At 69.4% G+C, this 19,409-nt stretch carries 20 protein-coding genes and 1 tRNA gene; 17 read left to right on the plus strand and 4 right to left on the minus strand.

The features are described 5' to 3' along the window. Window positions 1-71: 71 nt before the first annotated feature. From DS843_RS08190 to DS843_RS08200, 3 genes are all read right to left on the minus strand, one after another. Complete coding sequence (locus tag DS843_RS08190; RefSeq protein WP_149468408.1) at window positions 72-350, minus strand: hypothetical protein; 279 nt, start codon at window positions 348-350, stop codon at window positions 72-74. Between the two features lie 153 nt (window positions 351-503). Then, window positions 504-579: transfer RNA gene (locus tag DS843_RS08195), tRNA-Ala, on the minus strand. 141 nt (window positions 580-720) lie between these two features. Then, window positions 721-1,119 (minus strand): TIGR02300 family protein, encoded by a 399-nt coding sequence (locus DS843_RS08200; RefSeq protein ID WP_149468409.1) that lies wholly within the window; start codon window positions 1,117-1,119, stop codon window positions 721-723. A gap of 206 nt (window positions 1,120-1,325) precedes the next feature. Between DS843_RS08200 and ggt the strand changes: the two genes are divergently transcribed. The 4 genes from ggt to rpsA all read left to right on the plus strand — a co-directional run bounded on the left by ggt (window position 1,326) and on the right by rpsA (window position 7,235). Further along, the gene (gene ggt / locus DS843_RS08205) at window positions 1,326-3,104 is read left to right on the plus strand and encodes a gamma-glutamyltransferase (RefSeq protein WP_149468410.1); all 1,779 of its coding nucleotides are present in this window, start codon (window positions 1,326-1,328) and stop codon (window positions 3,102-3,104) included. A 264-nt stretch (window positions 3,105-3,368) separates the two neighbouring features. Next, window positions 3,369-4,706, plus strand: a complete 1,338-nt coding sequence (gene aroA / locus DS843_RS08210; RefSeq protein WP_149468411.1) for a 3-phosphoshikimate 1-carboxyvinyltransferase — start codon at window positions 3,369-3,371, stop codon at window positions 4,704-4,706. A gap of 5 nt (window positions 4,707-4,711) precedes the next feature. Beyond that, window positions 4,712-5,374, plus strand: coding sequence for a (d)CMP kinase (gene cmk, locus DS843_RS08215; protein WP_149468412.1), 663 nt, complete (start codon window positions 4,712-4,714; stop codon window positions 5,372-5,374). A gap of 154 nt (window positions 5,375-5,528) precedes the next feature. Continuing rightward, window positions 5,529-7,235 carry a 30S ribosomal protein S1 gene (gene rpsA, locus DS843_RS08220; protein ID WP_149468413.1) on the plus strand — a complete coding sequence of 569 codons (1,707 nt, stop codon included), beginning with the start codon at window positions 5,529-5,531 and terminating at the stop codon, window positions 7,233-7,235. Window positions 7,236-7,362: 127 nt separating this feature from the next. Here the strand turns inward: rpsA and DS843_RS08225 are convergent, their stop codons facing one another. After that, a complete protein-coding gene (locus DS843_RS08225; RefSeq protein ID WP_149468414.1) occupies window positions 7,363-8,169 on the minus strand; it encodes a DUF2189 domain-containing protein in 807 nt (268 codons plus the stop codon). Window positions 8,170-8,429: 260 nt separating this feature from the next. Between DS843_RS08225 and ihfB the strand changes: the two genes are divergently transcribed. The 13 genes from ihfB to DS843_RS08285 all read left to right on the plus strand — a co-directional run bounded on the left by ihfB (window position 8,430) and on the right by DS843_RS08285 (window position 19,342). Continuing rightward, window positions 8,430-8,714, plus strand: coding sequence for an integration host factor subunit beta (gene ihfB, locus DS843_RS08230; RefSeq protein ID WP_014239239.1), 285 nt, complete (start codon window positions 8,430-8,432; stop codon window positions 8,712-8,714). Between the two features lie 73 nt (window positions 8,715-8,787). Beyond that, window positions 8,788-9,177: a lipopolysaccharide assembly protein LapA domain-containing protein gene (locus DS843_RS08235; protein ID WP_149468415.1), complete on the plus strand. Its 390-nt coding sequence runs from the start codon at window positions 8,788-8,790 to the stop codon at window positions 9,175-9,177. A 78-nt stretch (window positions 9,178-9,255) separates the two neighbouring features. Then, window positions 9,256-10,212, plus strand: a complete 957-nt coding sequence (lhpI, locus tag DS843_RS08240; RefSeq protein WP_149468416.1) for a bifunctional Delta(1)-pyrroline-2-carboxylate/Delta(1)-piperideine-2-carboxylate reductase — start codon at window positions 9,256-9,258, stop codon at window positions 10,210-10,212. Between the two features lie 13 nt (window positions 10,213-10,225). After that, window positions 10,226-11,353 (plus strand): NAD(P)/FAD-dependent oxidoreductase, encoded by a 1,128-nt coding sequence (locus DS843_RS08245; RefSeq protein WP_149468417.1) that lies wholly within the window; start codon window positions 10,226-10,228, stop codon window positions 11,351-11,353. A gap of 91 nt (window positions 11,354-11,444) precedes the next feature. After that, window positions 11,445-11,585 (plus strand): hypothetical protein, encoded by a 141-nt coding sequence (locus DS843_RS31110; protein WP_167525240.1) that lies wholly within the window; start codon window positions 11,445-11,447, stop codon window positions 11,583-11,585. A gap of 17 nt (window positions 11,586-11,602) precedes the next feature. Continuing rightward, window positions 11,603-12,046, plus strand: coding sequence for a YsnF/AvaK domain-containing protein (locus DS843_RS08250; RefSeq protein ID WP_167525241.1), 444 nt, complete (start codon window positions 11,603-11,605; stop codon window positions 12,044-12,046). Between the two features lie 4 nt (window positions 12,047-12,050). Next, window positions 12,051-13,136 carry a YsnF/AvaK domain-containing protein gene (locus DS843_RS08255; RefSeq protein WP_286192000.1) on the plus strand — a complete coding sequence of 362 codons (1,086 nt, stop codon included), beginning with the start codon at window positions 12,051-12,053 and terminating at the stop codon, window positions 13,134-13,136. A gap of 132 nt (window positions 13,137-13,268) precedes the next feature. Next, window positions 13,269-13,997 (plus strand): orotidine-5'-phosphate decarboxylase, encoded by a 729-nt coding sequence (pyrF, locus tag DS843_RS08260; protein WP_149468419.1) that lies wholly within the window; start codon window positions 13,269-13,271, stop codon window positions 13,995-13,997. Between the two features lie 12 nt (window positions 13,998-14,009). Then, window positions 14,010-14,654, plus strand: a complete 645-nt coding sequence (locus DS843_RS08265; RefSeq protein WP_149468420.1) for a phosphoribosylanthranilate isomerase — start codon at window positions 14,010-14,012, stop codon at window positions 14,652-14,654. A gap of 185 nt (window positions 14,655-14,839) precedes the next feature. Then, complete coding sequence (locus DS843_RS08270) at window positions 14,840-15,739, plus strand: diguanylate cyclase (protein WP_149468421.1); 900 nt, start codon at window positions 14,840-14,842, stop codon at window positions 15,737-15,739. Window positions 15,740-15,850: 111 nt separating this feature from the next. After that, window positions 15,851-16,501, plus strand: a complete 651-nt coding sequence (gene upp, locus DS843_RS08275) for a uracil phosphoribosyltransferase (protein WP_094301708.1) — start codon at window positions 15,851-15,853, stop codon at window positions 16,499-16,501. A gap of 150 nt (window positions 16,502-16,651) precedes the next feature. Then, the gene (locus DS843_RS08280; RefSeq protein WP_149468422.1) at window positions 16,652-18,388 is read left to right on the plus strand and encodes an ABC transporter permease; all 1,737 of its coding nucleotides are present in this window, start codon (window positions 16,652-16,654) and stop codon (window positions 18,386-18,388) included. Between the two features lie 105 nt (window positions 18,389-18,493). Beyond that, window positions 18,494-19,342 carry a pirin family protein gene (locus DS843_RS08285; RefSeq protein ID WP_149468423.1) on the plus strand — a complete coding sequence of 283 codons (849 nt, stop codon included), beginning with the start codon at window positions 18,494-18,496 and terminating at the stop codon, window positions 19,340-19,342. The last annotated feature ends 67 nt before the right edge of the window (window positions 19,343-19,409 follow it).

Here is a 19,409-nt window from a genome sequence, read left to right on the forward strand (position 1 = left end):
TCCTCCCGTTCCCGATGATTGGTTTCATCAACAGGTGGGGGCCGGTGCCGCGAATGGGAGGGAAAAAGCGCTCAGTGCTTGGGCGTGCCGCAGCCTCCGCCGCCGCACCCGCAGCCGCCCGCCGGAGCGGTGACGTGGATGGCGCCGCGCGCGGCCGCCAGCAGGACGTCCAGCGGGATGCCGGTGGCCTTGGCGAGGTCGCCCAGGCTGGCGCTGTCCGGCACGCCGACGCCGGGATTGAAGACCGGGTGGATCTGCGCCAGCCGGCCCAGCGCGTCCGGATCGAGGGCGGTCAGAGCGCCCAGGGTGGTGTCGCCCGTCAGGGTGTCGGCGATCAGGATGTCGGCCATGGCGTATCCGAAGCGGGAAAAGGGATGGGGAGCAGCCGAAACTGCGGCCCGACCAAAAAGGGTTCCTTGATCCCTGTCAAGGCGGAGGTGGGGAGGAAAACGCCCCGAAACGCCGAAGGGCCCGCGCATCGCTGCGCAGGCCCTTCGGGTGTTTGGTGGAGCCAAGGAGGATCGAACTCCTGACCTCTACAATGCCATTGTAGCGCTCTCCCAGCTGAGCTATGGCCCCGAAACTCTGGGTGGCGAGCCTTGCGGCCTGCCTCGGTGGAGCGGGATATTGGTCAGGACGGGGGTCCGATGCAAGAGAAAAATTCAGCCCCGCCCCGCTTTTTTCCGCCCCTCCGAACCCGTCTTTCCCAAGGGGCGCCGGTCAGCGCTCCTCCTCGTCCTCGCCTTCGACGTCGACGACCTCGTCCATGTCGTCCTCGCCCAGTTCCGAGGTGTCCTCGATCAGGACGTCGTCCTCGTCCTCGGACGTCTCGTCCGCCTCCTCGATGTCCTCGACGGAGACGTCGTCCTCGACCTCGTCGAGTTCGGTCGACTCCTCGTCCTCGGTCTCGGTCTCGACGTCCTCGTCATCCGAAGTGACCACCGGGGCCTTCTTCACGTCGTCGACCGGCGCCGGGCGCGCCTTGCGGGACTTCAGCAACGCCTCGGGATCGAACTGCGATCCGCAGCTCGGGCACACCGGCGGGTCCTTGCGCAGATCGTAATAGCGCGCGCCACAGCTCGGGCAGATGCGCTTGACGCCCCATTCGGGTTTGGCCACGCCTCGTCCTCCGTCACGTTCCTAGGGGATGCCCAATTCGGGAATTACAAGCCGCGCCCTTTGCCATGCCAGCGGGCGCTTGTCAAAAAAAAGTTCGCCGAATCCCGCCGGCACCGTGGCGGGACCGGCGGTCGCTCCCAAACTTCACCATGCGACGGTCCGCCGGTCCGCGGGTCCGGACGCACAAAATATGGGGGAGGAACCGGATGTCGATGATGCCGTCCCGCCGTTGGCGGGCAATGCTGTGCGCCGGCCTGCTGGCGGCGTTGCCGATGGGGGCCCTGGCCCAGACGGCGCCGTCTCCACCCCCCGGCGCCGCAGGGGACGTGGCGCCGGAGCGCGCGACCGGGCGCGGCAGCCGCGGCGTCGACACCGCCACCCGTTACATGGTCGCCGCTGCGAATCCGCTGGCGGCGGAGGCCGGGCGGGAGATCCTGCGGGCGGGCGGCAGCGCGGTGGACGCCGCCATCGCCGTGCAGCTCGTGCTCAATCTGGTGGAGCCGCAAAGCTCCGGCATCGGGGGTGGCGCCTTCCTGCTGCATTACGAGGCCATCACGAAAGCGGTGACCGCCATCGACGGGCGTGAAACGGCGCCCGCCGCGGCCAAGCCCGACCGCTTCCTGGGGGCGGACGGCAAGCCGATGCCCTTCTACGACGCGGTGGTCGGCGGGCGGTCCGTCGGCGTGCCGGGCACGGTGATGCTTCTGGAGCATGCCCACCAGATGCACGGCAAGCTGCCCTGGCCCCGCCTGTTCGCGCGCGCCATCGCGCTGGCCGAGAACGGCTTCACGGTCAGCCCGCGGCTGAACGGCCAATTGGCGATGGAAAGGCATCTGCCGGCCAACCCGGCGGCGCGGGCCTATTTCTACCAGCCGGACGGCACGCCCTGGCCGGTCGGCCATGTGCTGAGAAATCCGGACTTCGCGGCGACTCTGCGCGCCATCGCGGAGAAGGGCTCCGCCGCCTTCTACGAGGGTCCCGTCGCCGCCGACATCGTGACGGCGGTGACCGGCCACCCCACCAACCCCGGCGACATGACCGAGGCCGACCTGAAAGCCTACCGCGTGAAGGAGCGGGAACCGGTCTGCGGCCCCTACCGCGCCTACACCCTGTGCGGCATGGGGCCGCCAAGCTCCGGCGGGATCGCGGTGCTTCAGATGCTGGCCTTTCTGGAGAGCCGTGACATGGCCGCCACCCGCAACGATCCGGCCCTGGCGGCGCATTGGTTCTCCGAAGCCGGGCGACTCGCCTTCGCCGACCGGGGGCTTTACCTCGCCGATCCGGATTTCGTGACGGTGCCGGTGCGCGGGCTGCTCGACCGCGGCTATCTGGCGGGCCGCGCCGCCCTGGTCGGCGAGCGCTCGATGGGCAAGGCCCAGCCGGGCGAGCCGCCCTTCAAGGAGGGCCGCGCCTGGGGCCATGCCGAGGCGGAGGAGCATGGGACCAGCCACATCTCCGTCGTGGACGGGGCGGGCAACGCGGTCGCCATGACCACCACCATCGAGGACGGGTTCGGCTCCCGCCTGATGGTTCGGGGCTTCCTGCTGAACAACGAACTGACCGATTTCGCCTTCACCCCGACGGAGGACGGCAAGCCCGTCGCCAATCGGGTGGAGCCGGGCAAGCGTCCGCGCAGCTCCATGGCGCCGACGCTGGTCTTCCGTGACGGCGCGCTGGTGGCGGCGGTGGGATCGCCGGGGGGCAGCAACATCATCAATTATGTGGGCAAGACGCTGGTCGCGCTTCTCGACTGGGGCCTCGACCCGCAGGCGGCGGTGGACGTCCCCAACTTCGGCAGCCGCAACGGCCCGACCGAGCTGGAGCAGGGCACCGAGGCGGAAGGCTGGGCGGCGGCGCTGGAGGCCCGGGGGCACACGGTCAAGGCGATGGAGCTGACTTCCGGCACGCAGGCGATCCGGGTGACCGGCCAGGGGCTTGCGGGAGGGGCGGACACCCGGCGCGAGGGGGTGGCGGTCGGAGACTGATCGCCGGAGCGGTCGGATAAGCAGCGGTCGGATAAGCAGGGCGGCCGGCTTTTTCACCACAGAGGCACGGGGACACGGAGGGGGTGCTGCCGCGAGCATGACCATCCTCCGTGTCTCCGTGTCTCTGTGGTTCGTCTCCTGTCCCGCTTCATGAACCATCCCGGACCCGCTGCCCCGTCCCCGTATGGGCGGCCCACTCGCTTCGATCCCGCCACTGTGCTAGGTACTGCGGCCAGTCCACCGTTTTCTTGAGGGTCCGTTCCCATGCTGCAGGCGAAGCCGCTTCGCTCATCCGTCACCGGCGCGCTGGCCGGCACCATCCGCGTGCCGGGCGACAAGTCGATTTCGCACCGGTCGCTGATGCTGGGCGCCGTGGCGGTGGGCGAAACCGTCATCCACGGCCTGCTGGAAGGGGAGGACGTGCTGAACACCGCCGCCGCCATGCGCCTGCTGGGCGCCCGGGCGGAGCGCGGCGAGGACGGCGTGTGGCGCGTGCGCGGCGTCGGTCTGGGCGGGCTGGGGGAGCCGGCCCAGGTGCTCGACATGGGCAACAGCGGCACGGCGGCGCGCCTGCTGATGGGCCTCGTCGCGTCGCACCCGATCACCTGCGTCTTCACTGGCGACGCCTCGCTGAACAAGCGCCCGATGGCCCGCGTGACCGGCCCGCTGGAGCAGATGGGCGCGCGCTTCGTCGGTCGGTCCGGCGGGCGGCTGCCGCTGGCCGTGGTGGGCAGCGACCGCACCGTTCCGATCACCTACCGCCTGCCGGTGGCCTCCGCCCAGGTGAAGTCGGCGATCATCCTGTGCGGTCTGAACACCGCCGGCACCACCACCGTGATCGAGGCGGAGCCGACCCGCGACCACACCGAGCTGATGCTGCGCCATTTCGGCGCCACCGTGACGACCGAGCGGATGGAGGACGGCGCGCTGGCCGTTTCCGTCGTCGGCCAGCCGGAGCTGACGGGGCGCGAGGTCGTCGTTCCCGCCGACCCCAGCTCCGCCGCCTTCCCGGCGGTCGCGGCGCTTCTGCGCCCCGGTTCGGAGGTCCTGCTTCCCGGCGTCGGCATGAATCCGCGCCGCACCGGCCTCTACGACACGCTGGTGGAGATGGGCGCCGACATCGCCTTCGAGAACCGCCGCGACGAGGCGGGCGAGCCGGTGGCCGACCTGCGGGTGAAGCACGGCCCGCTGAAGGGCATCGTCGTCCCGGCGGACCGCGCGCCCAGCATGATCGACGAATACCCGATCCTCGCCGCCGCCGCCGCCTGCGCGGAGGGCACCACCGTCATGCTCGGCCTGAAGGAACTGCGCGTGAAGGAGAGCGACCGCCTCGCCATGGTCGCCGACGGGCTGACCAAGTGCGGCGTGAAGGTGGAGGTCGGGGCCGACGACAGCCTGACCGTCTACGGCACCGGCAAGCCGCCGCAGGGCGGCGCCACCGTCGCCACCGCCATGGACCACCGCATCGCCATGAGCTTCCTGGTGCTGGGCATGGCCACCGCCGAGCCGGTCCAGGTGGACGACGGCGCCTTCATCGAGACCAGCTTCCCCGGCTTCGTCGATCTGATGAACGGCGTCGGCGCGAAGATCGAAGGGGTGTGAGGGCGATGGGTGTGATCATCGCCATCGACGGCCCCGCGGCGGCGGGCAAGGGCACGCTGTCCAAGCGGATCGCGCAAGTCTACGGCTTCGCTCATCTCGACACCGGAGCGCTCTACCGCGCCGTCGGCGTGGCCGTTCTGCGCGCGGGCGGCGATCCGGCGGACGCGGAGGCCGCGGCGAAGGCCGCACGCGTGTTGCAGCCGGAGGACGGCATCCTGAACGACCCGGCGCTGCGCAGCGACGAGGCGGCGCAGGCGGCCTCCAAGGTCGCGGCGGTGCCGGAGGTGCGGGCGGCCCTGCTCGATTTCCAGCGGCGATTCGCCGCCACCCCGCCCGGCGGCGCGCCGGGGGCGGTGCTGGATGGGCGGGATGTCGGTACCGTCGTATGCCCGAACGCCGACGCCAAGCTGTTCGTTACCGCTTCGGTAGAGGTGCGGGCCGAGCGCCGACTCAAGGAGTTGCGGGAACGCGGGATTCCGGCTATACCGTCCGACGTCCTGGAGGACATGAAGGCCCGTGACGCGCGCGACAGCCAGAGGACGGTAGCACCGCTCCGGCCGGCTGCCGACGCTTTTGTGCTTGATACCTCCGCCCTCGACGCCGACCAGGCGTTCGCAGCGGCGACCGCCTTTATCGGAACGAAAACCGGTTTCGGCCCCAAGGTCTGAGCATCAGGGTCCGGGCGCTTCGGCCCTCCATGGAACGCATGTCAACCAAGTCGCCGGGCGTGGTGCCCGGCGCGGTGGTCCCATCGGGGGCCGGCCCGTTTTGCCGCGGGACGGACCATGGCGGGATCGCTTTCGGCCAACCTTAGGAGTTTCAATGGCACAAGCTATGGCCCGGACCGGCGAGAAGGAAAGCTTTGCGGCTCTGCTCGAGGAGTCGCTCGGCACGGCCGAGTCCCTCGAAGGCTCGGTCGTCAAGGGCCGCGTCGTCTCCGTCGAGAACGACATGGTCACCATCGACGTCGGCCTGAAGTCGGAAGGCCGCGTTGCGCTGAAGGAATTCGCCGTTGCCGGCCAGCCGCCCGAGCTGAAGGCGGGTGACACCGTCGAGGTGTATCTGGAGCGTATGGAAGACAAGAACGGCGAAGCCGTTCTGTCGCGTGAGAAGGCCAAGCGCGAAGAGGCCTGGGCGCTGCTGGAGAAGTCCTTCCAGGACCAGACCCGCGTCACCGGCGTCATCTTCGGCCGCGTCAAGGGCGGCTTCACCGTCGACCTGTCGGGCGCCGTGGCGTTCCTGCCGGGTTCGCAGGTGGACATCCGTCCGGTCCGCGACATCTCCCCGCTGCTGGGCACCCCGCAGCCGTTCCAGATCCTGAAGATGGACCGCTCGCGCGGCAACATCGTCGTGTCGCGCCGCGCCGTTCTCGAAGAGAGCCGCGCCGAGGCCCGTTCGGAGCTGGTGGCCAACCTCAAGGAAGGCCAGGTTCTGCAGGGTGTGGTCAAGAACATCACCGACTACGGCGCGTTCGTGGATCTGGGTGGCGTCGACGGCCTGCTGCACGTCACCGACATCGCGTGGCGCCGCATCAACCACCCGTCCGAGGCCCTGCAGATCGGCCAGACCGTCACGGTCCAGGTCATCCGCTTCAACCCGGAGACCCAGCGCATCAGCCTCGGCATGAAGCAGCTCGAGGCCGATCCGTGGGAAGGCGTGGAAGCCAAGTACCCGGTCAGCTCGCGGTTCAAGGGCCGCGTCACCAACATCACCGACTACGGCGCCTTCGTGGAGCTGGAGCCGGGGATCGAGGGCCTGGTGCACGTCTCGGAGATGTCCTGGACGAAGAAGAACGTCCATCCGGGCAAGATCGTGTCGACGTCTCAGGAAGTCGAGGTCATGGTCCTGGACGTCGATCCGCAGAAGCGCCGCATCAGCCTGGGCCTCAAGCAGTGCCTGGACAACCCGTGGGAGACCTTCCTCGAGAAGTTCGGCCCGGGCACGGAGCTGGAAGGCGAGGTCAAGAACATCACCGAGTTCGGTCTGTTCGTCGGTCTGCCGGGCGACATCGACGGCATGGTCCACATGTCCGACCTCGACTGGAACAAGTCGGGTGAAGAGGCCATCGCCGAGTACAAGAAGGGCGACCGCGTCAAGGTCAAGGTCCTGGACGTCGACGTCGAGAAGGAGCGCATCTCCCTCGGCATCAAGCAGCTCGCGAACGATCCGTTCGAGGCTGCCACGGCCGGCCTGAAGAAGAACGACGTCGTCACCTGCACCGTCACCCAGGTCACCGACGGTGGCATCGAGGTTGCGGTGGGCGAGGGCTACACCGGCTTCATCCGCAAGTCGGACCTCTCCCGCGACCGTTCGGAGCAGCGTCCGGACCGCTTCGCCGTCGGCGAGAAGGTCGACGCGAAGGTCACCCAGATCGACCGCGGCTCCCGCCGCATCTCGCTGTCCATCAAGGCCCGCGAGATGGAGGAGGAGAAGCAGGCGATGGCCGAGTACGGCTCGTCCGACTCGGGCGCCTCGCTGGGCGACATCCTGGGTGCGGCTCTGAAGCGCAAGCAGCAGACCGACGAGTAAGGCGTTCCTCTCTCCCTCCCCCACGAAAGTGGGAGAGGGTCGGGGAGGGGGCCCGTCTCCCGCACCTGCGTCAAAGAAAGAGCCGCCGCGGTCACCCGCGGCGGCTTTTTCCGTTAAAGCACTTTCCTCACTCCTCCTCGTCCTCCTTGATGAGGTCACGATAGGCGTGCCAGCTCGCATGCCCGATCAGGGGCAGGGCCACGATCAGCCCGAGAAAGCCCGTCAGCAGCCCGGCCCCGGTGACCAGCACGATCAGCCCGGCCCACAGGGCCATGACCCGCGGGTTGCGCAGCACCGCCATGGCCGAGGCCAGGGCCGCGGCGAAAACGTCCACCGGGCGGTCCATCATCATGGGCAGGGCGGTGACGTTGGTGACGAAGGCGAAGGCCGCGAAGGCAAAGCCCAGCGCCGTGATGAAGGCGGTGAAGACCAGACCGTCCAGGCTGAACATCTGCGCGACGAAATGGTCCAGCGCGATGGCCTCGTGCGGGAAGAACAGGGCGAAGGCCACCACGTTCATCCGCGCCCAGATCATCACATACAGCATCAGGATCAGGCCGGCGGTCAGGATGTGGTAGGGGTTCGCCCGCCACGCGGTCAGCGCCCGCCACAGGCTGGGCCGGCGCCCCTCCTCCACATCCTTGGAAATCCGGTAGAGGCCGAGCGCCAGAAGCGGGGCGATCAGCAGGAAGGCGCCGATCATCGGCGCGATCAGGTAGGCCATCCCCGCCAGGACCAGTCCGCCGGTCAGGGCGAAGCCGATCGCCACGAACAGGGCGCCGTAGGCGAGGCTGACCCAGCCCGCCGCCCGCAAATCCATCCACCCCGCCCTCAGCCAGCCCATCGCCTGGGCGGCGGTGACGGAGCGGACGCGGTCCGCGTAGGGCAATCCGGCCAGCGGGTCGGCGGGACCGGTGTGATGGGCGTGAGTCATGGCAATTCTCCAACCGCGGCCGGCGACGAGGACCGTCCGATCCATCTCTTCGGAAATGGTGTCTACAAAGGCAATCAGTAAGACGGATTAATCATATTTCGGACCTTTTCCCCGGCGATGCCGGGGCAAGCCGGAGCGTCGCCGGGAAAAGGGTTCCGGCAGAAAGGCTTAGCTTGACGGTCACCGGACCCGGTGGCACGCTTGCGCGCAGGTCAAGGAGCGCGGTTCAAAGCGCTCGAACCGGGGGAAACGGAATCGCCATGACCAAATCAGAGCTGATTCAACGGCTCGCGGAGCGCAATCCGCACTTGTACCAGCGCGACATCGAAAAGATCGTCGGCACCATCTTCGACGAAATCTCGGAAGCGCTCGCCCGCGGCGACCGGGTGGAGTTGCGTGGATTCGGTGCCTTCTCCGTCAAGCGCCGCGACGCCCGCACCGGACGAAACCCGCGCACGGGTGAAGCCGTCGAGGTGGGCGAGAAGGCGATTCCCTTCTTCAAGACCGGAAAGCAATTGCGCGAGCGCCTGAACACCGACGAATGAGACCCGTTCATTGATTCATCGGCCCGGATTCAGAGCCGCGCTGCCCCCGACCACGGACACGAGGACCCCACCCGTGCGTTTCATCGCCCTCATCATCGCCGTTCCCATCGCGCTGGCCGCGGTGCTGTTCGCCATCTCCAACCGTGGCCTGGTCACGCTGTCGCTCTGGCCGCTGCCCTTCACGCTGGAAGTCCCGGTCTATCTCGCCACGCTGGTGGCGCTGGTGATCGGCTTCCTGGCCGGCGGCGTCGTCGCCTGGAACGCCCAGCGCCGCCACCGCCGCCGCGCCCGCCGCTCCACCGACCGCGTGTCCTACCTGGAGCGCGAGCTGAAGGAGACGCAGGCCCGCGCCGCCGCCGCGGAGAAGCGTCTGGCGGAGATGAACCGCCCGGTGTCCGGCACCGCCGGCCTGCCCGCCGTGACCGGTTCGGGGAACGCCCTGCCCGCCCCGACCATGCACTGACCGCCTGCCGGATTTCCCCCTTCGGTCCATGACGGGCAGGAGGGGTTTCCTTTTCCGGACCTGTGGAGGGAGCCGCCCATGCGCACCATCACCGGAGCCGAGCTGAAATCCGTCCTGCACTTCCGCATGCTGATCGAGCGCATGCGGCAGACCTTCCGCGCCGGGGTCGAGGTGCCGCTGCGGCATCACCACACGGTCGGAACCTTCGGGCAGAACGACGGCACGCTGCTGCTGATGCCGGCGTGGCAGGTCAACCAGTCCATCGGCGTGAAGGTGGTCACCGTCTTCCCCGACAACGGGGCGAAGGATCTGCCGGCGGTGCAGGGCCTCTACCTGCTGATGGACGGCAAGACGGGCGTGCCCCAGGCGGTTCTGGACGGCACGGCCCTGACCAAGCGGCGCACCGCGGCGGCCTCCGCGCTCGCGGCCTCCTACCTCGCGCGGCCCGATTCGGAACGGTTGCTGATGGTCGGCACCGGCGCGCTGGCGCCCGAGCTGATCGAAGCCCACGCCACCGTCCTGCCGATCAAGCATGTGCTGGTCTGGGGCCGCAGCCTCGAGAAGGCGAAGAAGGTCGCCAGCCGCTTCCACCGCCCGAAATTCCGCATCGAGGCCACCGACGATCTGGAGGGCGCGGTGCGCGGTGCCCAGGTGATCTCCTGCGCCACCCTGGCGAAGGAACCGCTGATCCGCGGCGCGTGGCTCCAGCCGGGCGTGCATCTCGATCTCGTCGGCGGCTTCACCCCCGACATGCGCGAGGCGGACGACGACTGCATCCGCCGCTCCCGCGTCTTCGTCGACACGCGCGAGGGCGCCTGCACGGAGGCGGGGGACATCGTGCAGCCGATGAAGGCCGGCATCCTGACGGACGAGGACATCGCCGGCGACCTGTACGACCTGACCCGCGGCCAGCGGGCCGGGCGCCGCTTCTACGACCAGATCACCCTGTTCAAATCGGTCGGCACCGCGCTGGAGGACCTCTGCGCCGCCCAGTTGGCGGTGGAGATGGTGGTCCACAACGACACGATCCGCTGAGGCTTCTTCCGTCATGACACTCCGCATCACCGTCGTCGGCGCCGGCATCATGGGGCTGTGCACCGCCTGGGCGCTGGCCCGTGCCGGGCACGAGGTCGCGGTCTTCGACCAGGGCCACGTACCCAACCCCTTCGGCAGCTCCGTGGACCAGCACCGGCTGTTCCGCCACGCCTACGGCGCCAGCGCCGGCTACGCCCGGATGGCCGACACCGCGTTGCAGGCGTGGGAGCGGCTGTGGGGCGATCTCGGCGAACGGCTTCTGGTCCCCAGCGGCACGCTCTGCACCGCCTCGGCGGAGGACGGGCGGCGCTGGCTGGCCGACAGCGCGGCGGTCCTGGAGTCGCTGGGCCATCCCTTCCGCCGCCTGACCCCGGCGCAGATCGCCGCGGAGTTCCCGCTGGTGGACGCCGCCGCGGTGGCGGAGGGGCTGCATCTGGAGTCGGGCGGGGTGCTGCTGGCCGGGCGCATCGTGGAGCTGCTCAGCCACCATCTGAACGCGCTGGGGGTGACGGTTCACGCGCGTGCCCCCGTGACGGCCATCGACCCGGAGCGCGCCGCCGTGACGCTCGCCGACCGCCGCACCATCGGCGCCGACGCGCTGGTGGTCGCCGCCGGGGCCTGGGTGACGAAGCTGCTGCCGGAGACGGCGGCCCGCCTGACCCCGTCGCGGCAGGTGGTGGCCTATCTGATGCCGCCGGAGGGGCTGCGCGGCGTCTGGGCCAACGCGCCGATGCTGATCGACGCGGACGGCGAGAGCGGGGTCTACGTCGTTCCCCCGGTGGCCGGCACGACCATGAAGGCGGGCGACCACCGCTTTTCGCGAGTCGGCGACCCGGACACCGACCGCGACCCCGATCCGGACGAGGCGCGCGACGTGCTGGACCGCGCCCGCCGGGTGCTGGCGGACGGGCACCGCTACAGCCTCGCCAACGCGGCGACCTGCTTCTACACGGTGACCGAGGACGAGCGCTTCGTGGTCGAGCCGCTGTCCGCCCGTTGCTGGCTGATGAGCGCCTGTTCCGGCCACGGCTTCAAATTCGCCCCGGCGCTGGGCGAGGCGCTGGCCGCCGCCATCGGCGATCCGGGGCCCAAAGATTCGGCGGGGGCCTCCGGGCTATCCCTCTGGGCCGCGGGGCGCTGACCGGGCGCACGGAACGGCGCCGCGTCCCCCCTGTTGGACATGGGCAACCAAGGCAAACCGCCCCAATCCAAACAGACAGGGAGTAAGCCCCATGGCCGACGAACCGCGGAAAGTGGGTGTCTACGACACGGACGGGAACCGGACGGCGCCGGGCGGCACGACCGGGATGAACTGGTGGGTCATCGCGCTCGTCGTGCTGGCGATCATCATCGCCCTCTTCATCTTCCTCTGAGCGCCGGGACGGCGGCCATGCCACAGGAACGGGCGCCGCCGGAGCGGACCGTCTCCGAGGAAGCGGTCCCCCTTTACGAGGAAATCCTGTCTGTCGGGAAGCGCACGGTCGAAACCGGCCGCTTGCGGATCACCACGGTCGTCCGCGAGCGTGAGGAAACCGTGGAGCAGGACCTCTCCAGCGAGACGGTGGAGGTCCTTCGCGTTCCGGTGGGCCGCCTGGTCGATGCCGCGCCGGAGCCGCGGTACGAGGGCGACGTGCTGATCGTTCCAATCCTCGAAGAGGAACTGGTCGTCACGAAACGGCTGGTCCTCAAAGAAGAACTGCACATCCGCAAACAGGCGACCCGGCGCACCGAGCGCGTCACCGAGACGCTGCGCTCCGAAGACGCCGTCGTCACCAGGGACGACTCCGCGCGCGCCGACGCGCCGCGGTCCGAAACATTGCCTCCACAGGAGTAGGCTGATGAACAGGAAGACCATCGTCGCGCTGTATGACGATCTGTCCAGCGCCGAACGCGTGCTTGGCGATTTGCAGGCCCGGAACCTGCGCCAGGACTTCACCATGATGGGCGCCGACAGCGCCAACCTGGGAACCGCCACCGCCACCGAGGGCCGGCTGGAAAGCTGGCGCCACGCCGCCGATTTCGGGCAGGACCCGAACTTCAACGCCCGCGACAAGCGCGTGTCGATGCTGACCCGCATGGGTGTGACGCGGGACGACGCGGAGGTCTTCGCGGAGGGTGTGCGCCGCGGCGGCGTTCTGCTGGTCGGCCGCGTGGAGGACGCGCAATGCGACGAGGCCCTGGCCATCGTCGAGCAGCACGGTCCGGTGGACATCGCCGACCGTGGGCGGAGCTATCGGGAGACCGGCTGGACCGGCTATGACGCCTCCGCCACGGATTACGACCATTCCCAGGCCACCGAGGAGCGCACGCGCTACAGCCCCGGCCTGGGCGCCGCCGCGGCGTCCCTGCGCGACGTCAACGCCGAAGGCACGGCGGGGCGCGTCGAAACCGACACCACCTACGGCAGCGAGACCACCCGCCATGCCGGGGCGGTCGGATCGGGCGAAGAGCAGCGCATTCCCGTCGTCGAGGAGCGGCTGAACGTCGGCAAGCGGGAGGTCGAGCGCGGGACCGTCCGCGTCCGCAGCTACATGACCGAGACGCCGGTGGAAGAGCAGGTTCGCCTGCGCGACGAAAAGGTGACGGTCGAACGCCGCCCGGTGGACCGCCCCGCCGGCGACCTGCCCCCCGAGGCGTTCCAGGAGCGCACCATCGAGGTGAGCGAGACGGACGAGGAGGCGGTGGTCCAGAAGTCCGCGCGGGTGCGGGAGGAGGTGGTGATCCGCAAGGAGGCCGAGGAGCGCGCGCAGACGGTGTCCGACACGGTCCGCCGGACCGAGGTGGAGATCGACGACGCCCGCAACACGGGCACCGACCGTCCCGCCGATCTTCCCACGGATCGTGACCGCCTGACCGATGACCGCCTGACCGGTGACCGGCCGGTCGACCGCGGGCTCGACCGCGATCCGGACCGGAAGATCTGACCGTAATCGGCCCATGACCCTCCCACCGGAGGGATAAGGCGTCTTCGCGCCCTGGAAGTCTGGTGATTGCCGCCCGCCCTTGTTAGGCTGCGCCGCATCACCACCTTCCAGGGTTCGGAGAGCCGTTTTTCCATGAGCACGCCCAGCATCGCGCCCGCCTCGCGCATTTTCTGCGCCGTCGACACGACCGACCTCGACACCGCCCGCGACCTTGGCCGGCGGATCGCCGGGGTGGTCGGCGGGATCAAGCTGGGGCTGGAGTTCTTCGTGGCCCACGGTCCGGCGGGCGTGCGCGCGGTGATCGGCGAGGACGGCCCGCCGCTGTTCCTGGACCTGAAGCTGCACGACATCCCCAACACCGTCGCGGGCGGCATCCGCGCGGCGCTGCCGCTGAAGCCGGCCTTCATGACCATCCACACCTCCGGCGGCCCCGCCATGATGCGCGCGGCGGCGGAAGCCGCGGCCAGCGCCGGGGAAGCCAACGCCGCAGAAAAGCGTCCGAAGATCCTCGCCGTCACCGTGTTGACCAGCATGGACGCGGCCGACCTCCAGGCCGTCGGCCAGAGCGTCCCGGTGGCCGATCAGGTGAAGCGGCTGGCCCTGCTCGCCAAGGAGTCCGGCGTGGACGGCGTCGTCTGCTCCCCCGCCGAGGTGGCGCTGATTCGCGAGGCCTGCGGGCCGGATTTCATCCTGATGGTGCCGGGCATCCGTCCCTCCTGGGCCGCCGCCAACGACCAGAAGCGCGTCATGACCCCCGCCGAGGCGCTGGCCGCCGGGGCGGACCATCTGGTCATCGGGCGCCCGATCACCGGTGACGCCGACCCGGAAGCCGCCGCCCGCCGCATCGTTTCGGAACTGTAAGGACCTCTCCCCATGCCCGTCAGCGTGAAGATCTGCGGCCTCACCGAGCCCCTGTCGCTGCACGCCGCGGTGTCCGGCGGGGCGCGTTACGTCGGTTTCGTCTTCTATCCGCCCAGCCCGCGCTCCATCGCGCCGTCCATGGCGGCGGAACTGGCGCGCATGGTCCCCACCGGCGTGCGCACGGTCGGGCTGTTCGTCGATCCCGACGACGATTTCCTGGAGCATGTGGTCACCCAGGTCCCCTTCGACCTGATCCAGCTCCACGGCAAGGAGACGCCGCGCCGCATCGCGGAGGTGAAGGCGGCCTTCAACATCCCCGTGATGAAGGCAATCAAGATCGGCGGGCCGGAGGATCTGGCCGCCGCGTCGGAGGCCGCCGAGGTGGCCGACCGCCTGCTGTTCGACGCCAAGCCGCCGGCCAAGGTGTCGGCCCTGCCGGGCGGCAACGGCATCGCCTTCGACTGGACGCTGCTGGCCGGGCGTAGCTGGCCGAAGCCCTGGATGCTGTCCGGCGGGCTGAAGCCGGAGAACGCCGCGGAGGCCGTGCGGACGACCGGAGCCACCGCGCTCGACGTGTCGTCGGGCGTGGAAGACCGCCCCGGCCACAAGGACCCGGCGCTGATCCGCCGCTTCCTGGACAGCGTCGCCGGGCTGTAGGCGCGCCCGGCACGGGCCGCATTTTCCTAAAATGCGATGCGCGGGGGCGATCCTCTCCCGAAAAGGCCGGGCGCAACTTGATCGCACCACCGGGTTGCGTGCACGCGGTATGGGTTCGTGTGATACAGTTGGCATCCGCCGGCCGCCACCGGCGGATGTGCCCCAAGGGAAGCCCCGCAAGCCCGATGCCCACCTCATCCGACACGCGATCGCCATCCGACAGCCTCGGCATCGTGCTCGACGAGCATCTGCGATGGATCGGGCAATGGCACCGTGCCGTCTTCTTCCGCGGCGGCCAGGGAGGGGAGCGGGTGTCGGCTCCGGCGTCCTTCGCGGCGTGGTGCGTGGCGGTCAACGCGGACGATCTGGCGCACCAGCCCGCCGTGGAAAAGCTGGTGACCCTGCATGAGCAGATGCACCGGAAGGCCAAGTTGCTTCTGCTGAAGGCCGCCGACGGCGGCAGCCCCAGCGAGGCCGAATACGAGACGGTGATCGCGCGGTTCGAGGAGTTCGTTCTGCATCTGCGCCGCGTGGAGCGCGCCTTCGGCGCGGCGGCGAGCGGGCTGGACCCGCTGACCGGCCTGCGCACCCGCCGCGGCATGCAGGAGGCGCTGGAGCGCGAGCACAACCGCTTCCGCCGGTCCGGCCCGACCTTCTGCATCGCCATCTGCGACATCGACCGGTTCAAGGGCATCAACGACACTTACGGCCACGACATCGGCGACCGCGTCCTCGCCGCCACCGCCGCCGCGATCAGCCGGGGCATCCGCAGCTTCGACGAGGCGTTCCGCATGGGCGGGGAGGAATTCCTGATCTGCCTGAAGGAAACCGGGCTTGCCGAAGGCTTCCAGGTCATCGAACGGCTGCGCGGCGATCTGGCGCGAACGCCGGTGCTGCTGCCGGACGGGCGGCGGATTCCGGTCACCGCCTCCTTCGGGCTGGTCGAGGCGCAGGAGGGGCTGCCGGTGGACGAGATGGTGGTCTGCGCCGACCGCGCGCTCTATCAGGCGAAGAACAGCGGGCGCAACCGCGTGGTCCGTTACGGCCTGGACCGTCCGGAGGCTGCGCCGCCGAACCGCCGGTGAGGGCGGAAGAGGGATTTGCGGGCGCATCCGGCGGCATCGCTTAAAGCGGATTGGCCGAATCGGGTCTGCCGGGTTAGGATCGGTGCCGATACAGGCCGCGGCACGAGACCCATGCGCACCAATTCCGAATTTCCCAATCTGTTCATCCTCGACCACCCGCTGATCCAGCACAAGCTGACGCTGATGCGGGCGAAGGAGCGCTCCACCGGGGGCTTCCGCACCCTGCTGCGGGAAATCTCGCTGCTCATGGGCTATGAGATCACCCGCGACCTGCCTTTGACGACGGAGCGGATCGACACGCCGCTCCAGCCCATGGACGCGCCGGTCATCGCCGGCAAGAAGCTGGCCATCGTGCCGGTGTTGCGCGCCGGGCTGGGCATGGCCCAGGGGCTTCACGAGCTGGTGCCGTCGGCGCGCGAGGGGCACATCGGCCTCTACCGCGACCACGACACCAAGATGCCGCACGAGTATCTGGTGAAGCTGCCGGAGGCGGAAGGCCGCCTGTTCATCGTGGTGGACCCGATGCTGGCCACCGGCAATTCCGCCGTCCACGCCTGCGACGTGCTGAACCGCCATGGCGTGGACGACGAGAACATCCGCTTCATGGCGCTGGTGGCCGCGCCCGAGGGCATGCGCGTCTTCGCCGCCGCCCACCCGCGGGTGAAGGTCTTCACGGCCTCGCTCGACAGCCATCTGGACGAGAACGCCTACATCGTCCCCGGCCTGGGCGACGCGGGCGACCGCATGTTCGGCACGAAGTAAGCACCGCGTTCCGCCGCATCCCTCGTCCTCCCCGTCGGGAAAAAGGCCCCGTGGGGAATAGGGGATGCGGCATGTTGTCATTGCGAGTTATTCGCACACTGTGACACCATAGGGGTCCCGTTCGACACTTCCCTATGGGCGTATGCGGCCTTGACGACGGACACCTTCCAAACTCCTGGCCACCCCCCCGGCCAGACCCCGGACGGCCCGGCTCAGGCCGCGGACTCCTACTCCTCCCTGTGGCACCGCATCGGCTTCAGCGGCTGGACGCTGGCGACGCTGGTGATCGCGGCGCTGGTCGCCCTGCCGGTGCTGGCGGTGGTCAGCCGCGTCTTCGTGCCGACGGGCGGGGTGTGGCAGCATCTGGTCGACACGGTGCTGGCCGAATACGTGCTGAACACCGTACGCCTCGTCTTCGGGGTAGGGGTGGGCACGCTGGTGATCGGGGTGGGCACCGCCTGGCTGGTCACCATGTGCCGCTTCCCCGGCAGCCGCATGCTGGAATGGGCGCTGCTTCTGCCCATGGCGGTTCCGGCCTACGTCATGGCGTACGTCTACACCGACCTGCTCCAGTTCGTCGGCCCGATCCAGACCGCCCTGCGCGAGGCCTTCCACTGGTCGCGCCGGGATTACTGGTTCCCGGACATCCGTACGCTCGAAGGTGCCGCGTTGATGATGACGTTGGTGCTGTACCCGTACGTCTATCTGCTGTCGCGCGCCGCCTTCCTGGAACAGTCCGTCTGCGTGCTTGAGGTCAGCCGTACGCTTGGACGCGGGCCGTGGCGCAGCTTCTTCACGGTGGCGCTGCCGCTGGCCCGCCCCAGCATCGTCGCGGGTCTCGCTCTGGTGCTGATGGAGGTGCTGGCCGATTTCGGCACGGTGCAGTATTTCGCCGTGAACACCTTCGTCACCGGCATCTACCGCACATGGTTCGCCATGGGGCAACCGGTGGCGGCGGCGCAGTTGGCGGCGGTGCTGATGCTGTTCGTCCTGGTGCTGGTGCTGATGGAGCGCTGGTCGCGCCGGCAGGCCCGCTATCACCACACCACCACCCGCTACCGCCGCCTGCCGAAGCACGAACTGAGGGGCTGGCGCGCCGCCGCCGCGATGACCGCCTGCGGCCTGCCGCTGTTTCTGGGCTTCCTGCTGCCCGCCGGGCTGCTGGTCCGCATGGCCCTCACCGCGGGGGATCAGGCCTTCGGGCCGGTGTTCCTGACGCTGGCCCGCAACAGCTTCACGCTGGCCGCTTTGGCCGCGGTTCTGGCGGTGTCGCTAGCGCTGATCCTGGCCTATGGGCAGCGTCTGCGCCCGACGCCGCTGCTGAAGGGTGCCGTCCGCGTCGCCGCCATGGGCTACGCCATCCCCGGCTCGGTGATCGCGGTCGGCGTGCTGATCCCCTTCGCCCATCTCGACAACGCCATCGACGCCTTCCTGCGCCAGACCATCGGGGTGTCCACCGGCCTGCTGCTGAGCGGCACCATCGCGGCGGTGCTGTTCGCCTATCTGGTCCGCTTCCTGGCGGTGTCCTTCAACACCATCGAGGCCAGCCTGGGCAAGATCCGCCCGACCATGGACTTCGCGTCGCGCGTGTTGGGCCACACGGCGGGGCGGACGCTGATCCGGGTGCACGCGCCGATCATGTGGGGCAGCCTGCTGACCGCCGGCCTTCTGGTCTTCGTGGACGTGATGAAGGAACTTCCGGCGACGATGATCGTCCGGCCCTTCAACTTCGACACGCTGGCCGTGCGGGTCTACACGCTGGCCTCCGACGAGCGGCTGACCGAGGCCGCCACGGGGGCACTGGCCATCGTCGCGGTGGGCATCGTGCCGGTGATCCTTCTGAGCCTGTCCATCAGCCGCTCCCGCCCCGGCCAGACCGACGCGTGACGTCTGTTCCCGCTGCCGCAACAGTGTTGCGCGGCGGCGGGGCTTTATCCGGTGTCGGGGAAAGATTACCTCTCACTCAGCCATCTTGCCTGAGGAGAGCGTCCGATGACCGCCGAAACCGTCCGTCCCATCCTGACCGCCGTCGAAGGCATGGAGGCGTCCGACGGGGCCGGCGTGCGCATGACCCGCATGGTCGGCACGTCGCGCCTGCGCATGCTCGACCCCTTCCTGATGCTGGATCATTTCGGGTCCGATACGCCCCAGGACTATCTGGCCGGCTTCCCCGACCACCCGCACCGCGGCTTCGAGACGGTCACCTACATGCTGGCGGGCCGCATGCGCCATTGGGACAACCACGGCCATGAGGGCGTAATCGAGACGGGCGGCGTGCAGTGGATGACCGCCGGGCGGGGCGTGATCCATTCCGAGATGCCGGAGCAGACCGAAGGGCTGATGAAGGGCTTCCAGCTCTGGATCAACCTGCCGGCCCGGCTGAAGATGACGGAGCCCGCCTATCAGGAGTTCTCCGCCGACCGCATTCCGGTGGAAAGGCGGGAGGGCGGCGCCACGGTAACGGTGATCGCGGGCACCACGGGGAACGGCACCGCCGGCCCGGTGCAAGGCGGCCCCACGGAGCCCCGCTATTTCGATGTCACCCTGCCGCCCGGCGCGGCCTTCGCCGAACCGGTGCCGGCGGATTACACGGCGGCTCTGGTGGTCTTCGAAGGCTCGGTGGTGGCGCCGGGCACGTCGGTCCGGCTGGGCGGCCCACGGGTTCTGGTGCTGGGCGAGGGCGACCGGGTGGAGGTCTCCGCCGGACCGTCCGGCGCGCGCTTCCTGCTGCTCTCCGGACGACCCATCGGCGAGCCGGTGGCTTGGGGCGGCCCCTTCGTCATGAACAGCCGCGAGGAGGTGATGCAGGCCTACCGCGACTATGAAGAAGGAAAATTCTAAACCGCACAAAGGAAAAGGGCGCGTCTCCACCGCTGGGACGCGCCCCTTCGTTACGCCGGACGGTGGC

It is taken from the genome of Roseomonas genomospecies 6, from assembly GCF_008365375.1.
Classification (GTDB): Bacteria; Pseudomonadota; Alphaproteobacteria; order Azospirillales; family Azospirillaceae; genus Azospirillum.